Source organism: Enterobacter sp. Y17 (genome assembly GCF_019730495.1).
GTDB classification, from domain to species: Bacteria; Pseudomonadota; Gammaproteobacteria; order Enterobacterales; family Enterobacteriaceae; genus Enterobacter; species Enterobacter asburiae_B.
The window spans coordinates 130,065-156,301 of record NZ_JAASKP010000003.1 but is presented as its reverse complement, the minus strand read 5'-3'; the positions used below and the strand labels follow the sequence as shown (position 1 = coordinate 156,301).

Annotated in this window: 25 protein-coding genes; 11 read left to right on the top strand and 14 right to left on the bottom strand. The window is 61.0% G+C overall.

The features are described from left to right. The first annotated feature begins 42 nt into the window (after positions 1-42). Positions 43-816 carry a DNA-binding transcriptional repressor gene (locus HCH49_RS16910; protein WP_032640855.1) on the top strand — a complete coding sequence of 258 codons (774 nt, stop codon included), beginning with the start codon at positions 43-45 and terminating at the stop codon, positions 814-816. Beyond that, positions 809-1,774 carry an arabinose-5-phosphate isomerase GutQ gene (gene gutQ / locus HCH49_RS16905; RefSeq protein WP_033146372.1) on the top strand — a complete coding sequence of 322 codons (966 nt, stop codon included), beginning with the start codon at positions 809-811 and terminating at the stop codon, positions 1,772-1,774. The genes HCH49_RS16910 and gutQ overlap by 8 nt, the downstream gene beginning before the upstream one ends. Here the strand turns inward: gutQ and norR are convergent. Beyond that, on the bottom strand, positions 1,771-3,285 hold the full coding sequence (gene norR / locus HCH49_RS16900; RefSeq protein ID WP_221703040.1) for a nitric oxide reductase transcriptional regulator NorR: 1,515 nt from the start codon (positions 3,283-3,285) through the stop codon (positions 1,771-1,773). The two genes, gutQ and norR, sit on opposite strands and share 4 nt — an antisense overlap. 186 nt (positions 3,286-3,471) lie before the next feature. Here norR and norV point away from each other — a divergent pair, with 186 nt between their 5' ends. After that, positions 3,472-4,917, top strand: a complete 1,446-nt coding sequence (gene norV / locus HCH49_RS16895; protein ID WP_221703039.1) for an anaerobic nitric oxide reductase flavorubredoxin — start codon at positions 3,472-3,474, stop codon at positions 4,915-4,917. Further along, positions 4,914-6,047, top strand: coding sequence for an NADH:flavorubredoxin reductase NorW (gene norW / locus HCH49_RS16890; RefSeq protein WP_221703038.1), 1,134 nt, complete (start codon positions 4,914-4,916; stop codon positions 6,045-6,047). The genes norV and norW overlap by 4 nt, the downstream gene beginning before the upstream one ends. A 449-nt stretch (positions 6,048-6,496) precedes the next feature. On the opposite strand, the gene HCH49_RS16885 is transcribed toward norW, so the two are convergent. The 4 genes from HCH49_RS16885 to HCH49_RS16870 form a co-directional block, all read right to left on the bottom strand. After that, positions 6,497-7,519 (bottom strand): HoxN/HupN/NixA family nickel/cobalt transporter, encoded by a 1,023-nt coding sequence (locus HCH49_RS16885; RefSeq protein ID WP_221703037.1) that lies wholly within the window; start codon positions 7,517-7,519, stop codon positions 6,497-6,499. Between the two features lies 1 nt (position 7,520). After that, entirely contained in the window at positions 7,521-9,737 is a 2,217-nt protein-coding gene (hypF, locus tag HCH49_RS16880; RefSeq protein ID WP_221703036.1) for a carbamoyltransferase HypF, read from the bottom strand. Positions 9,738-9,742: 5 nt separating this feature from the next. Next, positions 9,743-10,288 carry an electron transport protein HydN gene (gene hydN / locus HCH49_RS16875; RefSeq protein WP_039263391.1) on the bottom strand — a complete coding sequence of 182 codons (546 nt, stop codon included), beginning with the start codon at positions 10,286-10,288 and terminating at the stop codon, positions 9,743-9,745. A 134-nt stretch (positions 10,289-10,422) separates the two neighbouring features. After that, entirely contained in the window at positions 10,423-11,436 is a 1,014-nt protein-coding gene (locus HCH49_RS16870) for a LacI family DNA-binding transcriptional regulator (RefSeq protein WP_045888102.1), read from the bottom strand. Positions 11,437-11,650: 214 nt separating this feature from the next. Here HCH49_RS16870 and ascF point away from each other — a divergent pair, with 214 nt between their 5' ends. Together ascF and HCH49_RS16860 are read left to right on the top strand one after the other, a co-directional pair. Further along, positions 11,651-13,102 carry a PTS cellobiose/arbutin/salicin transporter subunit IIBC gene (ascF, locus tag HCH49_RS16865; RefSeq protein WP_221703035.1) on the top strand — a complete coding sequence of 484 codons (1,452 nt, stop codon included), beginning with the start codon at positions 11,651-11,653 and terminating at the stop codon, positions 13,100-13,102. An 18-nt stretch (positions 13,103-13,120) separates the two neighbouring features. Then, positions 13,121-14,545, top strand: a complete 1,425-nt coding sequence (locus HCH49_RS16860; protein WP_221703034.1) for a 6-phospho-beta-glucosidase — start codon at positions 13,121-13,123, stop codon at positions 14,543-14,545. Between the two features lie 52 nt (positions 14,546-14,597). Here HCH49_RS16860 and hycI read toward each other — a convergent pair whose 3' ends face one another. The 9 genes from hycI to hycA all read right to left on the bottom strand — a co-directional run bounded on the left by hycI (position 14,598) and on the right by hycA (position 22,376). After that, on the bottom strand, positions 14,598-15,053 hold the full coding sequence (gene hycI / locus HCH49_RS16855) for a hydrogenase maturation peptidase HycI (RefSeq protein ID WP_039263387.1): 456 nt from the start codon (positions 15,051-15,053) through the stop codon (positions 14,598-14,600). Further along, the gene (locus HCH49_RS16850; RefSeq protein ID WP_039263385.1) at positions 15,046-15,456 is read right to left on the bottom strand and encodes a formate hydrogenlyase maturation HycH family protein; all 411 of its coding nucleotides are present in this window, start codon (positions 15,454-15,456) and stop codon (positions 15,046-15,048) included. Before HCH49_RS16850 ends, hycI begins: the two co-directional genes overlap by 8 nt. Next, a complete protein-coding gene (locus HCH49_RS16845; RefSeq protein WP_033146382.1) occupies positions 15,453-16,220 on the bottom strand; it encodes an NADH-quinone oxidoreductase subunit B family protein in 768 nt (255 codons plus the stop codon). The genes HCH49_RS16850 and HCH49_RS16845 overlap by 4 nt, the downstream gene beginning before the upstream one ends. Further along, on the bottom strand, positions 16,220-16,762 hold the full coding sequence (locus tag HCH49_RS16840) for a formate hydrogenlyase complex iron-sulfur subunit (RefSeq protein WP_182071570.1): 543 nt from the start codon (positions 16,760-16,762) through the stop codon (positions 16,220-16,222). The genes HCH49_RS16845 and HCH49_RS16840 overlap by 1 nt, the downstream gene beginning before the upstream one ends. Positions 16,763-16,771: 9 nt before the next feature. Beyond that, positions 16,772-18,481, bottom strand: a complete 1,710-nt coding sequence (gene hycE, locus HCH49_RS16835; protein WP_047059952.1) for a formate hydrogenlyase subunit HycE — start codon at positions 18,479-18,481, stop codon at positions 16,772-16,774. Positions 18,482-18,496: 15 nt separating this feature from the next. Further along, positions 18,497-19,420 carry a respiratory chain complex I subunit 1 family protein gene (locus HCH49_RS16830; RefSeq protein WP_047059954.1) on the bottom strand — a complete coding sequence of 308 codons (924 nt, stop codon included), beginning with the start codon at positions 19,418-19,420 and terminating at the stop codon, positions 18,497-18,499. Position 19,421: 1 nt separating this feature from the next. Next, positions 19,422-21,236 (bottom strand): formate hydrogenlyase subunit 3, encoded by a 1,815-nt coding sequence (gene hycC, locus HCH49_RS16825; RefSeq protein ID WP_221703033.1) that lies wholly within the window; start codon positions 21,234-21,236, stop codon positions 19,422-19,424. Continuing rightward, positions 21,233-21,841, bottom strand: a complete 609-nt coding sequence (locus HCH49_RS16820; RefSeq protein WP_023308971.1) for a 4Fe-4S dicluster domain-containing protein — start codon at positions 21,839-21,841, stop codon at positions 21,233-21,235. The genes hycC and HCH49_RS16820 overlap by 4 nt, the downstream gene beginning before the upstream one ends. 70 nt (positions 21,842-21,911) lie before the next feature. Beyond that, positions 21,912-22,376, bottom strand: a complete 465-nt coding sequence (gene hycA / locus HCH49_RS16815; RefSeq protein ID WP_029739532.1) for a formate hydrogenlyase regulator HycA — start codon at positions 22,374-22,376, stop codon at positions 21,912-21,914. A 211-nt stretch (positions 22,377-22,587) separates the two neighbouring features. On the opposite strand from hycA, the gene hypA reads away from it, so the two are divergent. The 5 genes from hypA to hypE are packed head-to-tail and all read left to right on the top strand — an operon-like array spanning position 22,588 to position 26,199. After that, positions 22,588-22,938, top strand: coding sequence for a hydrogenase maturation nickel metallochaperone HypA (gene hypA / locus HCH49_RS16810; RefSeq protein WP_033146387.1), 351 nt, complete (start codon positions 22,588-22,590; stop codon positions 22,936-22,938). A gap of 3 nt (positions 22,939-22,941) precedes the next feature. Further along, positions 22,942-23,805, top strand: a complete 864-nt coding sequence (hypB, locus tag HCH49_RS16805; protein WP_167818889.1) for a hydrogenase nickel incorporation protein HypB — start codon at positions 22,942-22,944, stop codon at positions 23,803-23,805. Continuing rightward, positions 23,796-24,068, top strand: a complete 273-nt coding sequence (locus HCH49_RS16800; protein WP_023308975.1) for a HypC/HybG/HupF family hydrogenase formation chaperone — start codon at positions 23,796-23,798, stop codon at positions 24,066-24,068. The genes hypB and HCH49_RS16800 overlap by 10 nt, the downstream gene beginning before the upstream one ends. A 2-nt stretch (positions 24,069-24,070) precedes the next feature. Further along, a complete protein-coding gene (gene hypD, locus HCH49_RS16795; protein ID WP_167818888.1) occupies positions 24,071-25,192 on the top strand; it encodes a hydrogenase formation protein HypD in 1,122 nt (373 codons plus the stop codon). Next, positions 25,189-26,199: a hydrogenase expression/formation protein HypE gene (gene hypE / locus HCH49_RS16790; RefSeq protein ID WP_167818887.1), complete on the top strand. Its 1,011-nt coding sequence runs from the start codon at positions 25,189-25,191 to the stop codon at positions 26,197-26,199. Before hypD ends, hypE begins: the two co-directional genes overlap by 4 nt. Positions 26,200-26,237 lie beyond the last annotated feature (38 nt).

Below are 26,237 nucleotides of genomic sequence, written 5' to 3'. Positions count from 1 at the left end.
CTTGCGAAATTATCATTTCGCAACCTAAGGAACGAAGCGCCTATGAAACCTCGTCAGCGGCAGGCGGCCATTCTCGAGCATCTGCAAAAGCAGGGAAAATGCTCGGTAGAGGATCTGGCCCACTACTTTGACACCACCGGCACGACAATACGCAAGGACCTGGTATTGCTCGAAAACTCTGGCGCCGTCATTCGAACCTACGGCGGCGTGGTGCTCAATAAGGACGAAGCGGACCCGCCTATCGACCACAAAACGCTGATCAATACCCACCAGAAAGCGCTGATTGCCGAAGCCGCCGTCAAATTTATCCACGATGGCGATTCCATCATTCTGGATGCAGGCAGCACCGTCCTGCAGATGATCCCGCTGCTCAGCCGCTTTAACAACATCACGGTGATGACCAACAGCCTGCACATCGTCAACGCCCTGTCAGAGTTCGACAGCGAGCAGACCATCCTGATGCCCGGCGGCACCTTCCGCAAAAAATCGGCGTCGTTTCACGGCCAGCTGGCGGAGAATGCCTTCGACCACTTCAGCTTTGATAAACTCTTTATGGGCACCGACGGCATCGACCTGAACGCAGGCGTTACGACGTTCAACGAGGTGTTCAGCGTCAGTAAAGCGATGTGCAACGCCGCGCGGGAAGTGATTTTGATGGCCGACTCGTCGAAGTTTGGCCGCAAAAGCCCCAACATTGTCTGTAGCCTTGAAAGCGTTGATAAGCTGATTACCGACGCGGGTATCGACCCGGCGTTCAAGAAAGCGCTGGAAGAGAAAGGAATCGACGTGATCGTAACCGGAGAGAGAGATGAGTGATTTTCTGTTAGAAACGGGCCGCCAGACGCTGATGCTGGAACTGCAGGAAGCCAGCCGCCTGCCGGAACGTCTGGGCGAGGATTTTGTCCGCGCCGCCAACACCATTATCCACTGCGAAGGCAAAGTGATCGTGGCGGGCATCGGTAAATCCGGCCATATCGGCAAAAAGATTGCCGCGACGCTCGCCAGCACCGGCACCCCGGCGTTCTTCGTGCATCCGGCAGAGGCGCTGCACGGCGATCTGGGGATGATTGAAAGCCGCGACGTGATGCTGTTTATCTCCTACTCCGGTTCGGCCAAAGAGCTGGATCTGATTATTCCGCGCCTGCAGGAAAAATCGGTCGCCCTGCTGGCGATGACCGGGAAATCCCGCTCGCCGCTGGCGCTGGCCGCCAAGGCGACGCTGGATATTTCCGTTGAGCGTGAAGCCTGTCCGATGCACCTCGCCCCGACTTCCAGCACCGTTAACACCCTGATGATGGGCGACGCGCTGGCAATGGCGGTGATGCAGGCGCGCGGATTTAACGAAGAAGATTTCGCCCGTTCGCATCCGGCGGGCGCGCTCGGCGCACGCCTGCTCAACAAGGTTCACCACCTGATGCGCACCGACGATGCCATTCCGCAGGTCAAGCTCGATACCAGCGTCATGGACGCGATGCTGGAGCTCAGCCGCACCGGCCTTGGGCTGGTTGCGGTGTGCGATGACGGCGGGAGCGTTAAGGGCGTGTTCACCGACGGCGACCTGCGCCGCTGGCTGGTGGGCGGCGGCAGGCTGGAAACCAAAGTGTCGGACGCCATGACCAAAGGCGGGCTGACGCTGAACGCCGAGAGCCGCGCCATTGAAGCCAAAGAGGTGCTGATGAAGCGCAAAATTACCGCCGCACCGGTGGTGGATGACGCCGGCAGGCTGTGCGGCGCCATCAACCTGCAGGATTTCTATCAGGCCGGGATTATCTAACCCTTCAGTCCCAGACGCTTCGCCAGCCTGTGCAGGTTGGCGACGTCCATCTCCAGCGCCCGCGCGCACGCCGCCCAGCTGCGGTTATTCTGTTCCAGCGCGCGGGTAATCCTCTGACGCTGAAACGCCTCTGTAGCTTCACGCAGATTTTCATTCGCTATCTCTGGCACCGCCTGGGCGATAGCCGGTGCGGTTTCATCCTGCAGCGCAAAATGCCGCGCGTGGAGCACCACTTCATCACCCGAACGCGTCGCCCGCGCCAGCACCACCGCGCGGTGAATCGCATGCTCCAGCTCGCGCACGTTGCCCGGCCAGCCGTAGCTCAGCAGATGCGACCTCGCACCCGGGCTCAGCACCACGCGGGAAAGCCCCATCCTGAGACGGCACTGCTCGCAGAAAAAGCCCGCCAGCAGCAGCACGTCGTCCCCGCGCTCGCGCAGCGGCGGCACGGTAAGCGGGAACACGCTCAGGCGATGGAACAGGTCGGCGCGGAACTGCCCTGCCAGCACCGCTTCACGCAGGTCACGGTTGGTGGCCGCCAGCACACGAACGTCCACTCTGTGGCTGCGGTCATCCCCCACGCGCTGGATGTCGCCGTACTGCAGCACGCGCAGCAGCTTGGCCTGCAGCGACAGGGAGAGCTCGCCGATTTCATCCAGAAACAGCGTGCCGTTATCGGCCATTTCGAACTTGCCGCTGCGGTTGCTGATGGCCCCGGTAAACGCCCCTTTTACGTGACCAAACAGCTCGCTTTCCGCCACGCTTTCCGGCAGCGCGGCGCAGTTGAGGTACACCAGCGGGTTCACCGCGCGCGGCGACGCTTCGTGAATGGCCTTCGCCACCAGCTCCTTGCCGGTGCCGGTTTCCCCGAAGATCAGCACGTTCAAATCTGAGGCGGCGACAATCTCAATCTCTTTTTTGAGCTGCGCCATGCCCGGAGAGAGGCCGATCATCTCCGTGTGCGTCACCTGCTCAAACGCCGCCGGGCTGCCGGGAAGAATGTTCTGGCTCTCCAGCTGTTCAATCAGCAGGGCATTGTTCAGCGCCCCGGCGGCCAGGGCGGCAATCAGGCGCAGCTCTTCGTCGCTAAAGGTGTCGAACTGGTCCGGCGACAGGCCGTCAAGGGTCAGTGCGCCAATCAGGTTTTGTCCGGCAAACAGCGGCAGGCCGATACAGGCATGCACCTTCAGGCTCTCCTGTCCGGGAATAAGCCCGTCGTACGGGTCGGGCAAGTCGCTGTCCGCCGGGAAGCGCACCACGTCACCCGCGCGGGCGATGGTTTCCAGACGCGGATGCCCTTCGAGGGTAAAGCGCCGCCCGAGCACGTCCTTCGCCAGCCCGTCGATAGCCAGCGGAATAAACTGCCGCCCCTCGTAGCGCAGCAGCGCCGAGGCGTCGCACGCCAGCACGTGGCGCAGCGTGGAGATCAGCCGCTGAAAGCGGTCCTGATGGCCGATACCGGTCTGCAGTTCAATGGCGATCTTCGCCAGCACGTCTACGGAAAAGCTCATATTGACCTCGCTGTCATTTTGACAATGGATGTTGTCATATTGACACTGATTTTGATAGTCATAATGACTACCCACTACGGATCATAAAAATATTAATTAAGTTAAATCAATAAATTAAAAACTGGCACGCAACTTGATATAGGCAAACCATCTTATTTGAAAATGCTGTATTACGTAGAGGTTGCTATGTCTATTCTTGTTAAAAATAACATTCATTGGGTGGGTCAACGTGACTGGGAAGTGCGCGATTTCCACGGGACGGAATACAAAACGCTGCGCGGAAGCAGCTACAACAGCTATCTCATCCGCGAAGGAAAAAACGTGCTGATCGATACCGTCGATCACAAGTTCAGCCGCGAGTTCGTGCAGAACCTGCGCAGTGAAATCGACCTGGACGACATCGACTACATCATCATCAACCACGCGGAAGAGGACCACGCCGGCGCGCTGACCGAGCTGATGTCCTACATTCCGAACACGCCGATCTACTGCACCACCAACGCCATCGACTCGATCAACGGCCACCACCACCATCCGGAGTGGAACTTCCACACCGTGAAAACCGGCGACGCGCTGGATATCGGCAACGGCAAGCAGCTGATCTTCGTGGAAACCCCGATGCTGCACTGGCCGGACAGCATGATGACCTACATGACCGGCGACGCGGTGCTGTTCAGCAACGACGCCTTCGGCCAGCACTACTGCGACGAGCGCCTGTTCAACGACGAAGTGGACCAGACCGAGCTGTTCGAGCAGTGCCAGCGCTACTACGCCAACATCCTGACGCCGTTCAGCCGCCTGGTGACGCCGAAAATCACCGAGATCCTCGGCTTTAACCTGCCGGTGGATATGATTGCCACCTCCCACGGAGTGGTGTGGCGTGAAAATCCCACCCAGATTGTGGAGCTGTACCTGAAATGGGCGGCGGACTATCAGGAAGACCGCATCACTATTTTCTACGACACCATGTCCAACAACACCCGCATGATGGCGGACGCCATTGCCCAGGGCATCAACGAAGTGGACCCCAACGTGGCGGTGAAAATCTTCAACGTGGCGCGCAGCGATAAGAACGAGGTATTGACCAACGTCTTCCGCTCTAAGGGCGTGCTGGTGGGCACCTCCACCATGAACAACGTGATGATGCCGAAAATTGCCGGTCTGGTAGAAGAGATGACCGGCCTGCGTTTTCGCAACAAGCGCGCCAGCGCCTTTGGCTCCCACGGCTGGAGCGGCGGCGCGGTAGACCGTCTCTCCACCCGTTTACAGGATGCGGGCTTTGAAATGTCCCTCAGCCTGAAGGCGAAATGGCGTCCGGATATCGACGCCCTGGAGATCTGCCGCCAGCACGGTCGCGACATTGCCCGTCAGTGGGCGCTCGCCCCCCTTCCGCAAGCTGCACAACCATCCGAACAGCAGGAAACCTGCGCCTGCGCCGCCGCGGCAGCCGCCGATCCCGGACCGCGCATGCAGTGCAGCGTCTGCCAGTGGATTTACGATCCTGAACTGGGCGAGCCGCTGCAGGACGTTGCGCCAGGTACACCCTGGAGTGACGTGCCGGACAATTTCCTCTGCCCGGAATGTTCCCTCGGGAAAGACGTCTTTGACGAACTGGGTACGGAGGCAAAATGAGCAACGGGATCGTCATCATCGGCTCGGGCTTTGCCGCCCGCCAGCTGGTGAAAAATATCCGCAAGCAGGACGCCAGCGTGCCGCTGACGGTGATCGCCGCCGACAGCATGGACGAGTACAACAAGCCCGATCTGAGCCACGTCATTAGCCAGAATCAGCGCGCCGAGGACCTCACCCGCCAGACGGCGGGGGAGTTCGCGGAACAGTTTAACCTGCGTCTGTTTCCCTACACCTGGGTCACCGACATCGACGCCGCCGCCCACGTGGTAAAAGCAAAAGAGAAAACCTGGCAGTACGACAGGCTGGTGCTGGCCACGGGTGCCTCTGCGTTTGTGCCGCCGATTGAGGGCCGCGAGCTGACGATCACCCTCAACAGCCAGCAGGAGTATCAGGCCAGCGAAACGGCGCTTCGCGACGCGCAGCGGGTAATGATTGTTGGTGGCGGGCTGATAGGCACCGAGCTGGCGATGGATTTCTGCCGGGCGGGTAAATCCGTGACTCTGGTCGACCATGCGGCGAGCATTCTGTCGTCGCTGATGCCGGCAGAAGTAAGCAGTCGCTTACAGCATCGCCTGACCGACATGGGGGTGCATCTGCTGTTGAAATCGCAGCTGCAAAGCCTGAGCAAAACCGAAGGCGGCATTCGTGCCACGCTCGACCGCAGCCGCAGCGTTGAGGTGGATGTGGTAATCGCTGCAACGGGCCTGCGCCCGGAAACCGCGCTGGCGCATCGCGCAGGCGCCGAAATACAGCGTGGCGTGAAGGTAAATAGCTACCTGCAAACCACGCAACCTGATATTTACGCGTTAGGTGACTGCGCTGAAATTAACGGTCAGGTGCTGCCATTTTTACAGCCAATTCAATTAAGTGCGATGTATCTGGCGAAAAATATGCTCGGCGGCAGCGCGCCGCTGAAATTACCCGCCATGCTGATTAAAGTCAAAACGCCGGAATTACCGCTGCATCTTGCCGGTGAAACGCAGCGTCAGGATCTGAACTGGCAAATTACCCTCGAACCGCAGGGAATGGTCGCGCGCGGCGCGGATAACGAGGGTCAGATTCGCGCTTTTGTGGTTAGTGAAGACCGGATGAAGGAGGCTTTCGCTCTGCTAAAACTGTTACCTGCTTAACCCTCGCTTTGCCGGGCGGCGCTTCGTTTACCCGGCCAACAGCAAGTCTACGCTGTCTTAATCTTTGGATTTTATTATTCACCGCCCCGATATTCCGGGGCTTTTTTTTACGTATTCTATTCATCAAATAAATGCAAAGTAGATATATCATCGCTATCAATACCTTATTTATTATTTTCGTAAATACTTTAATCTGAAACAGATTAAAAACATCATCCAGCTTTATTATTGGCAGCCGACTCAGTCTGAAAAGACATCATCAGCAGGAGGCGAATCATGGCGAATTTTTATAAATAACTCAATTATCTTTCTCGTTATTTCACACAAGCGAAGAATGCGGAATATATTTATTCCGCAAAAGTTCTACATTTCAGCATCTTTTTTATCGGTATGCCGCTATGCGCCAGCCATTGACGAAGTCGCGGAGGTTGCGCCGTGCAGGAGCCGGTTCAGGAACGTACCACCAGCGCGTCGTAGCCACGCCAGCGGTAGTTGACCATGGAGATCAGCCAGCAGGCGACAAACAGCCCAACCACCACAAACCCGGCGTTGCCCAGATTGTCGTTTACCGTGCCAATCAGATCCCACACGCCGCCGCTGAGGGCAAATTTGTCCATCAGCAGACCCAGCGCTTCCAGCCCGCCGATAAACAGCGCCACCACCACGGAGGTGCCGGTGATGGTCATGTTGTAGTAGAGCTTGCGCTGCGGCTTGTTGAACGCCCAGCCGTAGGCGCCGACCATCAGCAGGTTATCGAGGGTATCCACCAGCGCCATGCCGCTGGCGAAGAGCGCCGGGAAGACCATGATTGACCACACCGACATCCCGCTTGACGCGCTGGCGGCAGAGATCCCCAGCACGCCAATCTCGGTGGCCGTGTCAAAGCCGAGGCCAAACAGGAAACCGACCAGGTACATCTGCCAGCTTTTATTCACCAGGCGGAAGGTTTTGCCAAACAGCCAGTTCATGACGCCGCCCTGGGCAGGAAGCGTGATGTCGCCCTGCGCGGGCCTGCCCTGTTTCAGCGCCTGAAAACTGCGCCAGACGCCGCGCAGGATCACCATGTTCAGCAGCGCCATCGCCAGCAGGAAGGTGGCGGAAACGGCGGTGCCAATCAGGCTGCCGGTTTCGTGGAACCATTCCATGTTTTTCTGAAACGCCGTCGCGGTCGCGGCGATAGCAATGGAGGCCAGCACCACGATGGTGGAGTGCCCCAGCGAGAACCACGCCCCCACGCCGGAAGGACGTTTGCCCTGCTGCATCATCTTACGCGTCACGGTATCAATCGCCGCGATGTGGTCAGCGTCCACCGCGTGACGCAGCCCGTAGCACCACGCCAGCAGGCTGGCGGCCATCAGCGCCGTGCTGCCGCTAAAAGCGTGCCATGCCCATCCCCAGGCCAGCAGGTTTGCCATTACCAGAGCCAGCAGCAGAAGCGCGGCGCGAGGTTCATTGCGTAAGAGTCGTAACATTTTAAGTCCTTTGTGAACATGACCGGGCAGCGGCGATCGCCGCCTGCCCGAAGGAGATCGCTCCGTCACCTGCGGGCAGGCGCGAAGGAAAAAGAAGCGTAAAGTCAGAGAGATAATGACGCAGCCGCGCGCGCAGCAGACGGTTGTGTAGCACGCCGCCGCTGAGACAGATTGTCGACAGCGACAGGCGTCGGGCATGGCGCGCGGCGAGTTCCGCCAGCCCTTTTGCCAGCGCGTCGTGAAACGCCCACGCGCGCCCGCAGGATTCCGCCTGCCAGCTCAGCCACTGCTGCCAGAACTGCGCGAGGTTATCCACGTCCAGCGTCACCGGATGGTCGACGCCCGCGCACTGCGCCGCCAGCGCTTCCAGCCGGCAGGCCGCTTCACCTTCCCAGGATTGGGTTTCAATGCCCAGCGCGCAGGCGACCGCATCAAACAGGCGACCACAGGACGAGGCCTGCGGCGCGTTGATGCCGCGCCGGATCGCCGTTGCCATCAGCGGCCAGCTGTGGCGCTGAACCGCGCGCGTTTCCGGGTACTGCTGCCAGTCAGGGACAAACGCCAGGCAGTGGGCGAGTAAATTGCGCCACGGCTGCCGCGCCGCCAGATCGCCCCCCGGCAGCGCAACGGCAGGCAGCCCGCCCAGACGCTCGCACGCGAGATAGCTCACCCGCAGGCACTCCCCGCCCCACAGCGCGCCGTCCTCGCCCATGCCGATCCCGTCCAGCGTCAGGGCAATCACGTCTCCGCCGTCGAGCGGCCAGCCGTTCTCCGCCAGGCACGCCGCCGCATGGGCGTGATGGTGCAGTACGGTTTCGACCGGCAGCCCCTGCGCCTGCGCCCATCGTTGTGTGTGATAGCCCGGATGGGCGTCACACACCACGCGCTTCGGCTGAAAGGCGTAAATTTTCTGCATCAGCGATAGCGCGCCGCGCCACTGCGCTTCGACGCCCTCGTCACCGAGATCGCCAAAATGCTGGCTCAGCACCGCCTGGCTGCCACGCACCAGGCAGAAGGTGTTTTTCATCTCCGCGCCGGTGCATAGCATGGCGGGGATATTCTCAAAACCCGCAGGCAGCGCGACGGCATCGGGCACAAAACCGCGCGCGCGGCGAAGCATCGCGCCGTCGCGATCCACCACCGAATCGTCCATCCGCTGCAGGATATCGCGGTTGTGCAGCAGGAAGCCGTCCGCGACGTCGCCGAGCTCATCCAGCGCCTGCTGGTTGGTCATGGCAGGCGGTCTGCCGCTGAGGTTGGCGGAAGTCATCACCAGCGGGCGCTGGCAGTCCATCATCAGCAGGTGTTGCAGCGGATTAGCGGGAAGCATGATGCCAATACAATCGAGCCCGGGTGCAATCCCTTCGGGAAATCCGGGAAGCGAGGCTTTTGGGGTCAGCACAATCGGCGCTGCGGAGGAGCGTAACAGCGTCTGGATCGCCTCCGGCACGCCGTCCGCATTCGGGATCATTACCGCCAGCGGCTTAGACGGTCGCTGTTTGCGTGCCCGAAGCGTCGCGACCGCCTGCGGATTACGCGCATCGCAGACGAGATGAAAACCGCCCAGCCCTTTGACCGCGACTATGCCGCCGCTTTTCAGCATCGCCACCGCCGCGCTCAGCGCAGCCTCACGGGCAGCGGTGATGTCGCCCGCACGCCATTCCAGCGCGGGCCCACAGTCCGGGCAGGCTACCGGCTGAGCGTGAAAACGTCTGTCAGCCGGGTTACGGTATTCCGTCTCACACGGCAGGCAGAGGGGAAATGCGGCCATTGACGTGGCCGGACGGTCATAGGGCATCGCGCGGATAATGGTAAACCGCGGCCCGCAGTGCGTGCAGTTGATGAACGGATAGCGATAGCGGCGCTCGCCGGGGTCGCGCATTTCAGCCAGGCACGCCGGGCAGGTCGCGGCGTCGGGGACGATCTGCGTGTCCATCGCCCCGCCCGCGCTGTGGCGGATGGTAAAGTCCTCCGGCACCTGCGCCCACGTAAACGGCTGCGTTTCAACGTGGTCAATGCGTGCCAGCGGTGGGCAGTCCTGATGCAGCCTCGCGGTAAAGGCCCCCCCATTACCCGCGAGGCGCACCAGCACGCCCTCTCCATCATTGCAGACGTCGCCGGCCAACTGAAGCGCCTGCGCCAGCTGCCAGACGAAGGGACGAAACCCCACGCCCTGCACTTTACCGCGCACGCGCAGCTGTACGCCGTTACTGCACATACGGTTCAGAACAGCAGCGATGACGACGTGTCGAATGCCGCACGACGGCGCTTTTCGGCGCTCATCTGCTCAAGCTTCTCGCGATCCACGCAGACCAGCGCATGCGTCGGGCAGGCTTCCATGCAGGCCGGACCGGCGTCGCGGTGATAGCAAAGATCGCATTTGTTGGCTTCGGCTTTCTCCGCACGTACGCTCAGACCCATGCCGCTGTTGCGTACCACCGGACGAACAACCACCTCCATCGCGCCGTACGGGCAGGCGACCACGCAGGTTTTGCAGCCAATGCAGCGCTCCTGCATGACGTGCACAAAGCCTTTCTCGCGTTTAATCGCCCCGTTCGGGCAGACGTTCGCGCACGGTGCGTCTTCGCACTGGCGACAGATAGCGGCGGTGGAAATATTCACGCCTTTGATGACGTGGATGCGCGGCAGGAAGGTGTCAGGGGTGAGCGACGCGCAGTCCTGCTCCGCCTGATGGGAAACCACGCACGCCACTTCACAGGTACGGCAACCAATACACTTACTGGCATCGGCCATAATAAAACGGTTCATCTGCTTCTCCAGCATTACAGTTATGCGCGGAGATATTCATAAACCGTGCCAATAATTAACCTGTTGATTTTAGATGAATTTAACAATCACGATGGTGCTGTCATCGTCACTTATGACGATGACAGCTGTCGACATCAGCGGTGCGGGCCGTCAATAACGGAGTCGCGCAGGACAAGCTCGCCGGAGAAGGTCTGCTGATACTTAAACTCACCGCCGTCGAGCATGAAGATCAGGCGGCTGATGGTCTCTTTGATCATCTCCGTCACCGGAATACGCACGCTGGAGAGCGACGGCACGATGTAAGGCGCGATGGCCACGTCGTCGAAACCGATCACCGACACCGCGTCCGGTGCGGCCACGCCGCTGTCGTGGAGCTGCTTCATGGCGCCGATTGCCATATCGTCATTACTCGCCACCAGCGCCGTAAACCGTTCACCGCGCGCAAGCAGTTCGGCAACCGCCGCCGCGCCGCTGGCGGGGTTCCACTTTCCCTGCGCAATCAGCCCCTCGCGCAGCGGAATACCGTGCTGCGCCAGCGCGTCCTTGTAGCCGGAGAGACGCTCAACCCCGGTGGGGGAATCCAGCGAGCCGGTGATAAACGCGATCTCCCGGTGCCCTTTCGCAATCAGCTGCGACACCGCCTCCTGGCTGGAGGCTTTATGATCGGACCAGACGCAGTGGCTGCTGTTTTTCCGCAGGCGGCGGTTGAGCACCATAATCGGCTGTTCGCACTTCTCGACGATCTCATCCATCTCTTCCACGCTTAGAAAACGCGGATAGATAATCACCGCGTCGCAGCGCATATCGAGCAGGTACTGGATCGCCTCGCGCTCTTCATCCGCGCTGTGCTTGCCGTCCGCGAGGATCAGCTGCCGCCCCTTTTCTTCCGTCATGCGCGCGGCGTGAAACAGCAGTTCGCTAAAGTAGACGCCGTGATAGAGGGTGTTCGTCACCACCAGTCCCAGCGTCTGGGTACGTTTGGTTGCCAGGTTTCGCGCCAGCAAATTCGGGCGATAGCCGCTCTCTTCAATGGCCTGAAACACCCGGTCTTTGGTCTCCTGGCTGACGTAGCCATTTCCCGACAGCACCCGGGACACCGTGGCTTTCGAAACGCCTGCCCGCTTCGCCACTTCAAGCATCGTGGTCATAGTGTTATTCCGTCTGAATCTGATGGAGCGCAGTGTACTGCACTGCAAAAAAATTGTCGCAGCGGTGAAATCACGCTTTCGATACCTCATTGCGATCTGCATCACGAAACGAAAAAATGGTCAAAAAGCGATCTTGTTTCATTCACAGAAACTCATGATGATTATGTGGAACCGGTTTCCTACATGTCTCACAACAATAACAGGATCACATCCGATGGCCAAAAATTACGCTGCGCTGGCGAACGACGTTATCAGCGCGCTGGGCGGCAAAGAGAACATCGTCGCCGTCACCCACTGCATGACGCGTCTGCGTTTCGTACTGAAAGACGAAAGCCTGACCGACGCTGCGCGACTGAAAAGCATCAGCGGCGTGCTCGGCGTGGTACGCAACGACAACCAGTGCCAGGTCATTATTGGCAACACGGTTTCACAGGCGTACCGCGAAGTGGTGAGCCTGCTGCCCACGGACCTGCAGCCCGCAGTGCCGGAAGGTCCGCAGAAGATGACCTTACGCCGCATTGGCGCCGGGATCCTCGACGCGCTGATCGGCACCATGTCCCCGCTGATCCCGGCGATCATCGGCGGCTCGATGGTCAAGCTGCTGGCGATGATCCTCGAGATGACCGGCGTGCTGCCAAAAGGCGCGCCGACGCTCACTATTCTGACCGTCATCGGCGACGGCGCCTTCTTCTTCCTGCCGCTGATGGTGGCGGCCTCGGCGGCGGTGAAGTTCAAAACCAACATGTCGCTGGCCATCGCCATTGCCGGCGTGCTGGTGCACCCGAGCTTTATCGAGCTGATGGCGAAAGCCGCGCAGGGCGAGCACGTTGAGTTCGCCTTTATTCCGGTGACGGCGGTGAAATACACCTACACCGTCATCCCGGCGCTGGTGATGACCTGGTGCCTGTCATACATCGAACGCTGGGTGGATCGCATTACCCCGGCGGTGACGAAAAACTTCCTCAAGCCGATGCTGATCGTGCTGATTGCCGCCCCGCTCGCCATCGTGCTGATTGGCCCGCTGGGGATCTGGATCGGTAGCGCCATCTCCGCGCTGGTCTACACCATTCACGGCTACCTGGGCTGGCTCTCCGTCGCCATCATGGGCGCGCTCTGGCCGCTGCTGGTGATGACCGGGATGCACCGCGTGTTTACGCCGACCATCATTCAGACCATTGCCGAAACGGGCAAGGAAGGGATGGTGATGCCGTCGGAAATCGGCGCCAACCTGTCGCTCGGCGGCTCGTCGCTGGCGGTGGCGTGGAAAACCAAAAACCCGGAGCTGCGCCAGACGGCGCTGGCGGCAGCGGCCTCCGCCATTATGGCGGGGATCTCTGAACCGGCCCTGTACGGCGTGGCGGTGCGTCTGAAACGTCCGCTGATTGCGAGCCTGATCAGCGGCTTTATCTGCGGGGCGATCGCCGGCATGGCCGGTCTTGCCAGCCACTCGATGGCGGCACCGGGGCTGTTCACCAGCGTGCAGTTCTTTGACCCGGCCAATCCGATGACCATCGTCTGGGTGTTCGGCGTGATGGGGCTGGCAGTGGTGCTGTCGTTTGTTCTGACCCTGCTTTTAGGGTTTGAGGATATCCCGGTCGAAGATGAGGCTGAAAAAGCACGAGCCCTGCAGACCGCACCGGTACAGAACAACGCAGCAAAAGCATAAATTGAAAGCGAGGTAAGAATGTCTGTTTTTCCACAAGGATTTTTATGGGGCGGCGCGCTTGCCGCCAACCAGAGTGAAGGTGCTTACCGTGAAGGCGGCAAAGGACTGACGACGGTCGATATGATCCCCCACGGCGCGAATCGCCTGGCGGTGAAGCTCGGTAAGGAAAAGCGTTTTTCGCTGCGTGACGACGAGTTCTACCCGAGCCACGAAGCGATTGATTTTTACCATCGCTATAAAGAAGACATCGCCCTGATGGCGGAGATGGGCTTTACGGTGTTCCGCACCTCCATCGCCTGGAGCCGCCTCTACCCGAACGGCGACGAACCGCTGCCGAACCAAGAGGGCATTGCCTTCTATCGCGCGGTGTTCGAGGAGTGCAAAAAGTACAACATCGAGCCGCTGGTGACGCTCTGCCACTTCGACGTGCCGATGCACCTGGTGACGGAGTACGGCTCCTGGCGCAACCGTAAGATGGTCGATTTCTTCGCCCGCTACGCCCGCACCTGCTTCGAAGAGTTTAACGGGCTGGTGAAATACTGGCTGACCTTCAACGAAATCAACATCATGCTGCACAGCCCGTTCTCCGGCGCGGGGCTGGTGTTTGAGGAAGGCGAAAACGAAGACCAGGTGAAATACCAGGCCGCGCACCACGAGCTGGTGGCAAGCGCGCTGGCGACCAAAATCGCCCACGAGGTAAACCCGGAAAACCAGGTCGGCTGCATGCTGGCGGGCGGAAATTTCTATCCGTACTCCTGCAAGCCGGAAGACGTGTGGATGGCGCTGGAGAAAGACCGCGAGAACCTGTTCTTTATCGACGTGCAGGCGCGCGGCAGCTATCCGGCCTACTCCGCCCGCGTGTTCCGCGAAAAAGGCGTGGTGATTGTGAAAGATCCCGGCGACGACGAGCTGTTAAAAAACACCGTCGACTTTGTCTCGTTCAGCTATTACGCCTCGCGCTGCGCATCGGCGGATATGAACGCGGGCAACACCAGCGCGGCGAACATCGTGAAGTCCCTGCGTAACCCGCATATTCAGGTGAGCGAATGGGGCTGGGGCATCGACCCGCTCGGCCTGCGCATCACCATGAACATGATGTACGACCGCTACCAGAAGCCGCTGTTCCTGGTGGAAAACGGCCTCGGGGCGAAGGACGTCATTGATGAAAACGACGAGATCAACGACGACTACCGCATCAGCTACCTGCGCGAGCACATTCGCGCGATGGGCGACGCGATTGAGGACGGCGTGCCGCTGATGGGCTACACCACCTGGGGCTGTATCGACCTGGTGGCCGCCTCAACGGGCGAGATGAGCAAGCGCTACGGTTTTGTGTACGTTGACCGCGACGACGCCGGGAACGGCACGCTGGACAGAAAACTCAAGAAATCGTTCTGGTGGTATAAGAAGGTGATCGCGAGTAACGGGGCGGATCTCGAGTAGCCTGTTGCCCTCACCCCGGCCCTCTCCCACAGGGAGAGGGGTTTGGCACTGCTCAGAGCTGAGAAAAACCGCCGTCCCCAACCCACTCCGCAAGCCGTGAATAGACCCGTTCCACCGCCTCCTTCACCGGCGGCGTCATCGGGTAATAAAATCCAACGATGTCCGGCTGAATCCCCAAAAACAGCACCTCGCCCACGTCGTCTTTAATCTGATCGACCAGGTAGTTCAGCGGCATATTGTGGGTGGTCATCATAAACATCTCGGCGATGTCGTCCGGATCAATCAGGCGGATCTCGCCGGGGTTGAGCCCCATATCGGTGGCATCGACGATTAACAGCTTCTCCGGGCGCAGCTCGCGGATGGCGACCACGTCGTTTTCCGGCGCGCTGCCGCCGTCAATTACCACCCAATTGCCCTGCGGATTCGCGGCGCACATCTCTGCCAGCAGGGGGCCCGCGCCGTCGTCGCCCATCATGCTGTTGCCGACACACAGTAAAACGTCAGTCACGTAATCTCCTCACCATCAGGTAGATGGCGCTCTCCTGATGAATATCGTGCAGCATGCTAAGCAGCGTTTTGCTCCACGCCTGCTGCTCGGGGGTTTGCCTGGCGAGCGCCGCGTCAAAGGCGTTGGCGAGCATTGCAATGTGGTTGGCGTCGATGACGATCTCGCCGTACTTCGGCACGCCCTCCATCTTGCGCCGCGCCGTACTGCCCTCCTCCAGCGTGGCGATCCACGCCAGGTACTCGGGCCACGGGCAGCTCAGCGCCGCCTCCAGGCAGTCAATCACCCCGAGGTGATGCCCAATCGCCAGGCTGTAATAGACCACCTGCTGCGCCGCATCCGGCGTGGCATCGTTCTCATCAATAAACTTACGGCTCAGCTGGCTGAACACCACCGTTTCACTCATCGGATACGCGCCTCATCCACGATGCTGTTCAGGTTCGCCACGATCTCATTGAGACGCGGATCGTTTTCCGCCTCCAGCCAGCGCGCCACCTGATGGTCGCCCTGGCTCAGCAGGCGCAGATAATCGTCGGCAATCTGGCGCCCGTAGCGATAGCCCGCCAGCCTGCGCGCCGTGCGGTCAATCTTCACCCGCAGCGGCTGGACCATGTCCGGGTGCAGGATGGCCGCAGGCCGGTTGTCCAGCTCGCCCGGCTCGCGCGCGTGGATTTTCTGCTCCAGCAGGCCAAGCGCCATGGCAAAGCCGTACAGCGTCGCGGCAGGCGTTGGCGGGCAGCCCGGAATGTAGACGTCCACCGGCACGATTTTGTCGGTCCCGCCCCAGACGCAGTAGAGGTCGTGGAAGATGCCGCCGCTGTTGCCGCAGGCCCCGTACGAGATGCAGATTTTCGGGTCCGGCGCGGACTGCCAGGCGCGCAGCGCCGGCGAGCGCATGGCGCGGGTGACGGCTCCGGTAAACAGCAGGATGTCCGCATGACGCGGGGACGGCACCACTTTGATGCCGAAGCGCTCGGCGTCAAACAGCGGCGACAGCGTAGCGAAGATCTCAATCTCGCAGCCGTTGCAGCCGCCGCAGTCCACGCGGTAGACGTAGGCCGAGCGTTTGATTTTTTTCAGCAGCGACGCCTTCATGCTGGCGATGGACTCCTCCACCGTCATCGGCACCGGAATGCCGTTAGCGTCGCGCGGGCCGAGTAAATTTTCCATCAGCTGGCCTCTCTCATATGGCGGGTGATATCAATGCGGTCGGACGGCAGCAGGCACTTCTGACGCTTGCACTCCGGGCAGGTTTCAAAGCTTTCGCGGTGATGCTCCGCGCGGGCGTCACCGTTGTGCTGCAGCAGCGCGATGGCGTAGTCGATCTCTTTTTGCACGGCGAACGGGCGCTGGCAGACGCGGCAGCGGCACAGGTCAAAGCGCGACTGCTGGAGGAAGTCCTCCTTCTTCCACACCGCCAGCTCGAATTCCTGCGACAGGCGAATGGCGACCGTCGGGCAGACCTCCTCGCAGCGGCCGCAGAAGATGCAGCGCCCGAGGTTAAACTGCCAGGCCAGCTCGCCGGTTTTGAGATCCGTTTCTACCGTTAAGGCGTTCGACGGGCAGGCGTTGACGCAGGCCGCGCAGCCGATGCACTGCTGCGGGTTGTGCTCCGGCTTGCCGCGAAAATTTTTATCCACCGGCATCGGCTCCAGCGGATAGCGGCTGGTCTGAGTGCCGGTTTTGATTACTTTTTTGATAAAGGTAAACATGGCGAGTCCTTATTTCAGCGGCGAGTTTTTACGCTCGATGCTGTAGCGCTCAAGCTCTTTGTACGGCACCACCTGGCTTTTCTTCTTGCGCACGTCCACAACGGTCATGCGGTCGGTGCACGAGTAGCACGGGTCGAGGCTGCCGATGATCAGCGGCGCATCGGAAACCGTGTTGCCGCGCAGCATATAGCGCAGAGTTGGCCAGTTGGCGTAGGTGGCCGCGCGGCAGCGCCAGCGGTAGAGCTTCTGGTTGTCGCCGGTCATGCTCCAGTGGATGTCGTCCCCGCGCGGCGCTTCGGCAAAGCCGAGGGCAAAACGGTTCGGAATGTAGGTGAAGCCTTCCACCATCAGCGGGCCGCCCGGCAGGTTATCGAGGCCGTAGTCGATCATGTTCAGGGCGGTGAACACCTCGTTGATGCGCACCTTGAGGCGCGAGATGACGTCGCAGCCCTGCTCGCTGTGCACGGTCATCGGCAGCAGGCCGTAGCCGACGAACGGGTGATCGGCACGCGTGTCGCGGGCGTGGCCGCTGGCGCGCACCATCGGGCCGACGTTGCTGAAGTCGCGGGCGATCTCCGGGTCAAGGCGGCCGATGCCGACGGTGCGCTGCTCGATGTTTGGCGTGCTGAGCAGCATGTCCACCAGCTCCTGCACGTCGCGGCGCATCTGCTGCGCCAGCTGGCGGGTCTGGATCATGTCGTCCTTCAGCAGGTCGCGGCGGATCCCGCCGATCAGGTTCAGGCCGTAGGTTTTACGCGCCCCGGTGAGGATCTCCGCCATCTTCATTGACGCTTCACGCACGCGGAAGAACTGCATAAACCCGGAGTCAAAACCGACGAAGTGGCAGGCCAGGCCGAGGTTCAGCAGGTGCGAGTGCAGACGCTCCACCTCCAGCAGAATGGCGCGGATCATCTGCGCGCGCTCCGGCACCACGATCCCCATGCCGTTCTCCACCGAGGTGGTGTAGGCGGTGCTGTGGGCGAAGCCGCAGATACCGCACACGCGGTCAGAGAGGAACGTCACTTCGTTGTAGCCCATGCGGGTTTCCGCCAGCTTTTCCATGCCGCGGTGGACGTAGAACAGGCGGTAGTCGGCGTCGATGATGTTTTCGCCGTCGACGAACAGGCGGAAGTGGCCCGGTTCGTCGGAGGTAACGTGCAGCGGGCCGATCGGCACCACGTTGTTCTTCTTGCTGCCCAGCTCGTTGATAAACTCGTAGGTTTCGCTGTCGGTGGTCGGCGCCGGGCGCTGGCGGTAGTCCATGCTGTCTTTGCGCAGCGGATAGAGTTCGTCCGGCCAGTCGTCCGGCAGCACCAGGCGGCGCTCGTCCGGCAGGCCGACCGGCACCAGGCCGTACATGTCGCGCACTTCGCGCTCGCCCCAGACGGCGGCGGGCACGCGCGGCGTGACGGACGGGTATTCCGGCTTAGCCGGGTCGACTTCGACGCGCACGGTGAGCCAGCACTTTTCGCCCTGCTCCATCGACATCACGTAGTACACCGCATAGTTGCCGCACAGCTGGCGCTCGTCGTTGCCGAACAGCACCGACAGCCAACCGCCCTGCTGGTAGTACAGAAACTCCACCACTTCCGGCAGATAGTTCACCTTAATGGTGACGGTTACCTGGTCTTTGGTTTGCCAGGACTCCTCCAGCACCACGCCGGGGAAAGCCTGATGCAACGCGGCGAGATACTGCTGACCTTTCTTTTCTTCAGACATAAATACTCTCTTTAATCACGCCACCAGCAAGGAGACGAACGCTAAAAATGCAAAACCAAAACCGGCCCAGGTGATGCGCGACGTTTCCACAAAACGCAGGCGCGCCATGCTGTTTTCAAACAGGGCAATCACCAGCACGCCTACCAGCAGCTTGAGGGCGGCAACCACGACGGCCAGCACCAGACCGCCTGCGGAGAAGTGCGTCATCTGCCCCCACGGGAAGAAGACGCCGACAAACATCTGCAGCACCACCAGCTGTTTGAGGCTGATGCCCCACTTCAGCACCGCGAATCCATAGCCGCTGTACTCGGTAAGCGGCCCCTCCTGCAGCTCCTGCTCGGCTTCCGCGAGGTCGAACGGCAGTTTGCCCATCTCAATAAACGTGGCGAACGCGCAGGCGCACAGCGCCAGCACCAGCGGGATCGAGCGCGCCACCGGCCAGTGGTAAACGGTGTGGGTGATAAAGCTGATGTGGGTGGAGCCCGCGACCTGCGCGGCGACCCACAGCCCCAGCAGCAGGATCGGCTCCACCAGCACGCCGAGCATTGCCTCGCGGCTGGCACCGATGCCGGTAAACGGGCTCCCGGTGTCCAGGCCCGCAATCGCAAAGAAGAAGCGGGCGATGGCAAAGAGGTAGATAAGCGTGATCAGATCGCCAAGCACGGGCAGCGGCGACGCCACCGTCACCACCGGCAGCGCGGTGGCGATGGTCAGCATCACGCCCACCATCACAAACGGCGTCAGGCGGAAGACCCAGCCTGCGGCGTCCGGCGCGACGCTCTGACGGGAGAGCAGTTTAAAGAGATCGCGGTATTCCTGAAGCACCCCAGGCCCGCGACGGTTATGCATTCGGGCGCGCGCCACGCGCGTGATGCCCGACAGCAGCGGCGCAGCGGCGAACAGCACCAGCGCCTGAAGAATTGCCAGTAACAGACTCATGTCAGGCTCCTCGTGAAATCACAATGACCACCAGCACCGCCAGCTCGATGACCGCCAGACGGCGGAACAGCGCGGGTGCGGCGGCGCTCTGCCAGCCGGGTACCCAGCCTACCGGGTTCAGCCAGTGGCGCAGCTTCAGCACGGCGGCGAAGTTCTCCTTCACCGGCATGGCAAAACCGTGGGCGGTGATGACCATCGACTGTTCGTGTTCGTAGCCGCAGGCCCACGCCGAACCGCGCGAGCGGGAGGCGAGCCGGTCGCGTTTGAAGAACAGCATCAGGACGAGCGGCAGCAGCGGTGCGCCAATCAGCAGCAGCGCGATCATGGGCTGAGAGACGGTGGTATTCGCCACGGTCAGCGGCAGCGGAATGGCGTTGCCCAGCAGCGGCAGCAGCCACGGCGCGGCGATGCCGCCCGCGATGCAGCACAGCGCCAGCGCGACCACGCTGATGCCCATCAACAAGGGTGCGCAGCAGGCGTTTTCCGCTTCGCGGGTGCGCGGCGCGCCGAGGAAGGTCACGCCGTAGACTTTCGCCATACACATCACCGCCAGCGCCCCGGTAATCGCCAGCCCGACCGCCAGCAGCGGGCCGAGCAGGCGTGCGATAAATGCGTCGCTCTGGCCGAGCGCGAAGAAGGACTGATAGATCACCCACTCCCCGGCAAAGCCGTTCAGCGGCGGCAGCGCGGCCATTGCCATCAGCCCGACCAGCATCGCCAGCGAAATCACCGGCATCTTTTTGCCAATCCCGCCCAGCTTTTCGATATCCCGATGACCGGTGCGGAACCAGACGCTGCCCGCGCCGAGGAACAGGGTGCTTTTAAACAGGCTGTGGTTGACGAGGTGATAAAGACCGCCGATAAACCCGGCGGCAATCAGCGCCGGATGATTGAGCGCTAGCCCGGTCACTCCCGCGCCAATGCCGAGCAGGATGATGCCGATATTTTCCAGGGTGTGGTACGCCAGCAGGCGCTGGATATTGTGCTCCATCAGCGCGTACAGGCCGCCGACGAACGCGGTAATCATTCCGGCGACCAGCAGCACGACGCCCCACCACAGCGGCGGCTGTCCGCCGGTCAGCGTAATCGCCAGAATCCCGAACAGACCCACTTTCATCACCACCGCAGAAAACAGCGCGGCGGCGGGCGCGGAGGCATTCGCATGCGCCTGCGGCACCCAGCCGTGCAGCGGGATGATGCCAGCGAGCAGGCCAAAGCCGAGCACGCCCAGCAGCCAGACGTCGTTCCCCAGCGGATGGCCGTTGAGCGCAGCGAAGTCCAGCGTGCCGAAGCGGTGCCACACCAGCCAGCAGGCCAGCGTCAGCAGCAGCGTCCCGAGGCGTCCCAGCGCAAACCACAGCTTGCCGGAGGTGCTGCAGCCGGTCAGGAACACGCCGCACAGCGCCATGATTTCCGCCATCACCACCAGCGCGCCGAGGTTGCTGGCAATAACGGTGCAGACCGCCGCCGCCATCAGCAGGTTAACCAGCAGGCCGTTAGCCCTGGCGTGCGGATGGCGGTGCCAGTCGATATTGAACAGGCTGATAAACAGCCCGCACAGGCCAAACGTCACCAGCCAGATGGCGTTCAGCGGCGTGATCGCAACCGAGTGGCGAATCAGCGGCATCACGGCCTCTGAGGACTGGCCGCCGAGCAGGACATCGCCGCCTGCCGCCAGCGTCATCAGGCTAGCAACCGCCCCGCCGATCCCGGCGATCGCGCCGCTCAGAGTTTTATGGAATGAGAAGATCAGCGCCAGAACAGCGGCGGCAGCAAAACAGGCTACCGCGCTGGTAATCATCATCGCCGCGTTCATTTCGCCCCCTCGTTAAGCGCCTGTAGCAGAGAAAGGTCGCCAAAATCACTGTTGATGGTCAGCTCGCGTTTACGCTTGCTGGTACGGGCGATGTCGCGAATGTTAACCAGAATCAACGCCTTAGTCGGGCAGGTGCGCACGCAGGCCGGGCCCTGCTCATCGAAGCTGCACAGGTCGCATTTCACCGCAACGGCACGGATGCCGGGCACCCAGTCCAGCAGCGTACTTACGCGTGCCGGAGCCGGTGGCGCGGGTGGGGCTTTTGGCGAGTTGGCGTTCGCCGGAATATGCAGCGGACGGCTGCCGGAAAATTCAATCGCGCCGAACGGGCAGGCAATGCCGCACAGCTTGCAGCTTACGCACAGGCTTTCGTTCAGCTGGACAGCGCCATCAACGCGGGTGATGGCATTCACAGGGCAGACACCCGCGCAGGGGGCGTCTTCACAGTGATGGCAGAGCTGCGGGGCAGACTCTTTTTCATTACGCATGACGTGCAGGCGCGGCATGGACTGCAGCCCATGCAGGCGATGCGTTTCCGAGCACGCCGCCTCACAGGTTCGACAGCCAATACAGACCGTCGAGTCAGCAATTACAAAACGGTTCACCGGGTTATCCTCTGGTGATAGTCATTTTTGACGAAAAACTGTCTTGTCGACACTTCTCGACACGCAGGAGTCAGGCCACGTTCGCTGAGGCGTTTCCGTCCATCAGCTGCTTCAGGTTGACCGGGAGATCGTGTTCAACGGCGGCATACAGGCCGTTATAGACCGGCGCGATTTTTTCCAGATAGTGCTCCAGCACCTGCTGGCGATCGCGGTTGCTGACGTGGCCATCCACCATGCCATCAGCCATCAGCTGCGCCTTCGCAATACACTGTTTTTCGCCGTCTTTTGTCTCGAGGTGGTACTCAATGGTGTGGCTGTTGAAGTTGTCCGCCAGGGTAACGTTAATGGTGAAATGGCCGAACAGGACGAAGCGCATGTCGCCCTGCGCCGCGCAGCTCATCGCGTGGTGAAGACGCGCTTTCGAGAGGGTGATGCCCTGAACCAGAGAGTTGCAGTAGAGGTGCCACTGGTCCTGCAGCTGCTGATGACGCTGCGCGATGTAATCCGCTTTTTCGCTGATTTCCCAAATAGTCATAGAAGGTATCCGTTTAATGGAGATAGCGGCTGTTAAGCAGATTCCATGCCAGTTTTTATCCTTATGATTTTAAATGGTTTTAATTGCAAAACCGCTGTCAACGCCGCGGTGTCGACGTGTCATTTCGACAGCGTTGACATCGTCACGCCTTAACAAAAATCAAGCTGGCACCGTTATTGCATTCAATGGCGCAATTCATTGAGGAGGCGTCATGCACGAAATCACCCTCTGCCAGCGGACCCTGGAGCTTATCGAACAGCAGGCAGTGCAAAACCACGCGAAGCGCGTCACCGGCGTCTGGCTGAAGGTCGGGGCATTTTCCTGCGTCGAGACCAGCGCCCTGAATTTCTGTTTTGAGCTGGTGTGTCGCGGCACGCTGGCGGAAGGCTGCGAACTCCATATTGAAGAGCAGCAGGCGGAGTGCTGGTGCGAGCAGTGCCGGCAGTACGTCACCCTGCTGTCATCAAAGGTTCAGCGCTGTCCGCAGTGTCAGAGCACCGGTCTTCGCATCGTGGCGGACGACGGCATGCAGATCCAACGCCTCGAAATCGAGAAGGAGTAAATTATGTGTAGCACCTGCGGTTGCGCCGAAGGCAACCTGTATATAGAAGGGGATGAACACCGTCCCCATTCCGCGTTTCGCTCCGCGCCCTTTTCGCCAGCCCCGCGGCCAGCTGCGGCTTTAACCGGTATCACCTTCTCCCCGCAACGCTCCGCTGCGGGCGATCTGCACTACGGCCATGGCGAAGCGGGTACCCACGCGCCGGGCATCAGCCAGCGCCAGATGCTGGAGGTGGAAATCAACGTGCTGGACAAAAATAACCAGATCGCCGCCCGCAACCGCGCGCGCTTTGCCACCCGCAAACAGCTGGTGCTGAACCTGGTCTCCAGCCCCGGCTCCGGCAAAACCACGCTGTTAACGGAAACGCTCAAACGCCTGAACGGGCGCGTCTCCTGCGCGGTGATCGAAGGCGACCAGCAAACCGTTAACGACGCGGCGCGCATTCGCGAAACCGGCACCCCGGCGATTCAGGTCAATACCGGCAAAGGCTGCCACCTGGATGCGCAGATGATTGCCGACGCCGCCCCGCGTCTGCCGCTGGCGGATAACGGCATTCTGTTTATTGAAAACGTCGGCAACCTGGTCTGCCCGGCAAGCTTCGATCTGGGCGAACGCCACAAGGTGGCGGTGCTTTCGGTGACCGAAGGCGAAGACAAGCCGCTGAAGTACCCGCATATGTTTGCCGCCGCCTCCATCATGCTGCTGAACAAAGTCGACCTGCTGCCGTACCTGAACTTCGACGTGGATAAGTGCCTGTCCTGCGCCCGGGAAGTGAATCCCGAGATTGAGATCCTGCTGGTCTCCGCCACGCGCGGCGACGGCATGGACGCCTGGCTGAACTGGCTGGAGAGTGAACGATGTGCATAGGCGTACCGGGACAAATCCATTCCATTGACGGGAACCAGGCCAAAGTGGAGGTCTGCGGCATCCTGCGCGACGTGGACCTGACGCTGGTGGGCAGCAGCGATGAAACGGGCGCATCGCGTCTCGGCCAGTGGGTGCTCGTCCACGTGGGGTTTGCCATGAGCGTGATTAACGAAGCGGAAGCCCGCGACACGCTGGATGCCCTGCAAAACATGTTCGACGTGGAGCCTGACGTGGGCGCGCTGCTGTACGGCGAGGAGCGTTAGCCATGCGTTACGTTGATGAATACCGCGCGCCCGAGCAGGTGCTGCAGCTTATCGGGCACCTGAAAACGCGCGCGGCGCTGCTGGACTACACCAAAGAGAGACCGCTGCGGATCATGGAGGTGTGCGGCGGACACACGCACGCCATCTTCAAATTTGGCCTCGACCAGCTGCTGCCGGAGAACATCGAGTTTATCCACGGCCCCGGCTGCCCGGTGTGCGTGCTGCCGATGGGGCGCATCGACAGCTGTATCGAAATTGCCAGCCAGCCCGACGTCATTTTCTGCACCTTTGGCGACGCGATGCGCGTGCCGGGGAAAAACGGCTCGCTGCTGCAGGCGAAAGCGCGCGGGGCCGACATCCGGATCGTCTATTCGCCGATGGATGCCCTGACGCTGGCGGAGGACAACCCCGCGCGCAAGGTGGTGTTTTTTGGTCTGGGGTTTGAAACCACCATGCCCGCCACCGCCATCACGCTGCAGCAGGCGAAAGCGCGCGGCGTCGGGAATTTTTTCTTCTTCTGCCAGCACATTACGCTCATTCCCACGCTGCGCAGCCTGCTGGAAGAGCCGGGAAACGGCATTGACGCCTTTCTGGCACCGGGGCATGTCAGCATGGTAATTGGCACAGACGCCTACGGTTTTATCGCTGAACAGTACAATCGTCCGTTAGTGGTCGCTGGTTTCGAACCACTTGATCTACTGCAAGGTGTCACCATGCTGGTTGAGCAGAAAATAGCGGCCCTGAGTGCAGTGGAAAACCAGTACCGCCGCGTGGTGCCGGATGCGGGAAATGAGCGGGCGCAGCAGGCGATAGCTGACGTGTTCAGCGTTGAGGGCGACAGCGAATGGCGTGGTCTGGGGCTGATTGCCGAATCCGGCGTGCGCCTGACGCCAGCCTATCGCGCGTTCGACGCCGAAGCGCATTTCCGCCCGCAGCCGCAGCAGGTTTGCGACGATCCCCGGGCCCGCTGCGGCGACGTGCTCACCGGTAAATGCAAACCGCATCAATGCCCGTTATTTGGCAATACCTGTAACCCGCAAACGGCGTTTGGCGCGCTGATGGTCTCCTCCGAAGGGGCGTGTGCCGCGTGGTATCAGTATCGCAACCAGGAGAGTGAAGCATGAATACGGTTGAAATGGCGCACGGCAGCGGCGGACAGGCGATGCAGCAGCTGATTAACCGGCTGTTTATGGAAGCCTTCAACAACCCCTGGCTCGCCGAACAGGAAGACCAGGCGCGCATTGACCTTGCAACCCTCACCGCGCAGGGCGACAGGCTGGCGTTCTCCACCGACAGCTACGTGATCGATCCGCTGTTCTTCCCCGGCGGCGATATCGGCAAGCTCGCCGTCTGCGGCACGGCCAACGACGTGGCGGTCAGCGGCGCCATTCCGCGCTACCTCTCCTGCGGGTTTATCCTCGAAGAGGGGTTACCGATGGAGACGCTCACGGCAGTGGTCAACAGCATGGCGCACACCGCGCGCGAGGCGGGGATAGCTATCGTCACCGGCGATACCAAAGTGGTGCAGCGCGGCGCGGCCGACAAGCTGTTTATCAACACCGCCGGCATGGGGGCGATCCCCGCCGATATTCACTGGGCGGCACAGCATCTTAGCGTGGGCGACGTGCTGATCGTGACCGGAACGCTGGGCTGCCACGGGGCGACCATCCTAAACCTGCGCGAAGGTCTGGGGCTGGACGGGGAACTGCGCAGCGACTGCGCGGTGCTCACCCCGCTGATCCAGACGCTGAGGGGTATTCCCGGCGTGAAAGCCCTGCGGGACGCGACGCGAGGCGGCGTGAACGCCGTGGTCCACGAATTTGCAGCAAGCTGCGGGTACGGGATTGAACTCACCGAGTGTAGCCTGCCCGTGAAGCCTGCCGTTCGCGGCCTTTGCGAACTGCTGGGCCTTGACCCGCTTAACTTCGCCAACGAAGGCAAACTGGTGATTGGCGTTGAACGCGCGGCCGCGGAAGCCGTTCTTGAACAGCTGCGGGCTCATCCGTCAGGAAAAGAGGCGGCGATGATTGGTGAAGTGGTTGAGCGCAAAGGGGTGCGCCTGGCCGGGCTGTATGGCGTTAAACGGACGCTGGATCTGCCGCACGCGGAACCCTTACCCCGTATTTGCTAGAACCGCGCCAAAAGCGGTCAGCACTGAATCTCTTTTTT

Coding starts and splice junctions, on each gene's coding strand:
- hydN (WP_039263391.1), bottom strand. CDS start 10,288: ATGAACCGTTTTATTATGGCCGATGCCAGTAAGTGTATTGGTTGCCGT.
- hypF (WP_221703036.1), bottom strand. CDS start 9,737: ATGTGCAGTAACGGCGTACAGCTGCGCGTGCGCGGTAAAGTGCAGGGC.
- hypB (WP_167818889.1), top strand. CDS start 22,942: ATGTGTAGCACCTGCGGTTGCGCCGAAGGCAACCTGTATATAGAAGGG.
- norR (WP_221703040.1), bottom strand. CDS start 3,285: ATGAGCTTTTCCGTAGACGTGCTGGCGAAGATCGCCATTGAACTGCAG.
- hycE (WP_047059952.1), bottom strand. CDS start 18,481: ATGTCTGAAGAAAAGAAAGGTCAGCAGTATCTCGCCGCGTTGCATCAG.
- hypD (WP_167818888.1), top strand. CDS start 24,071: ATGCGTTACGTTGATGAATACCGCGCGCCCGAGCAGGTGCTGCAGCTT.
- hypA (WP_033146387.1), top strand. CDS start 22,588: ATGCACGAAATCACCCTCTGCCAGCGGACCCTGGAGCTTATCGAACAG.
- HCH49_RS16840 (WP_182071570.1), bottom strand. CDS start 16,762: ATGTTTACCTTTATCAAAAAAGTAATCAAAACCGGCACTCAGACCAGC.
- HCH49_RS16850 (WP_039263385.1), bottom strand. CDS start 15,456: ATGAGTGAAACGGTGGTGTTCAGCCAGCTGAGCCGTAAGTTTATTGAT.
- HCH49_RS16860 (WP_221703034.1), top strand. CDS start 13,121: ATGTCTGTTTTTCCACAAGGATTTTTATGGGGCGGCGCGCTTGCCGCC.
- norV (WP_221703039.1), top strand. CDS start 3,472: ATGTCTATTCTTGTTAAAAATAACATTCATTGGGTGGGTCAACGTGAC.
- hycC (WP_221703033.1), bottom strand. CDS start 21,236: ATGAACGCGGCGATGATGATTACCAGCGCGGTAGCCTGTTTTGCTGCC.
- gutQ (WP_033146372.1), top strand. CDS start 809: ATGAGTGATTTTCTGTTAGAAACGGGCCGCCAGACGCTGATGCTGGAA.
- HCH49_RS16870 (WP_045888102.1), bottom strand. CDS start 11,436: ATGACCACGATGCTTGAAGTGGCGAAGCGGGCAGGCGTTTCGAAAGCC.
- hycA (WP_029739532.1), bottom strand. CDS start 22,376: ATGACTATTTGGGAAATCAGCGAAAAAGCGGATTACATCGCGCAGCGT.
- ascF (WP_221703035.1), top strand. CDS start 11,651: ATGGCCAAAAATTACGCTGCGCTGGCGAACGACGTTATCAGCGCGCTG.
- HCH49_RS16885 (WP_221703037.1), bottom strand. CDS start 7,519: ATGTTACGACTCTTACGCAATGAACCTCGCGCCGCGCTTCTGCTGCTG.
- HCH49_RS16845 (WP_033146382.1), bottom strand. CDS start 16,220: ATGGAAAATTTACTCGGCCCGCGCGACGCTAACGGCATTCCGGTGCCG.
- HCH49_RS16800 (WP_023308975.1), top strand. CDS start 23,796: ATGTGCATAGGCGTACCGGGACAAATCCATTCCATTGACGGGAACCAG.
- HCH49_RS16830 (WP_047059954.1), bottom strand. CDS start 19,420: ATGAGTCTGTTACTGGCAATTCTTCAGGCGCTGGTGCTGTTCGCCGCT.
- HCH49_RS16910 (WP_032640855.1), top strand. CDS start 43: ATGAAACCTCGTCAGCGGCAGGCGGCCATTCTCGAGCATCTGCAAAAG.
- hypE (WP_167818887.1), top strand. CDS start 25,189: ATGAATACGGTTGAAATGGCGCACGGCAGCGGCGGACAGGCGATGCAG.
- norW (WP_221703038.1), top strand. CDS start 4,914: ATGAGCAACGGGATCGTCATCATCGGCTCGGGCTTTGCCGCCCGCCAG.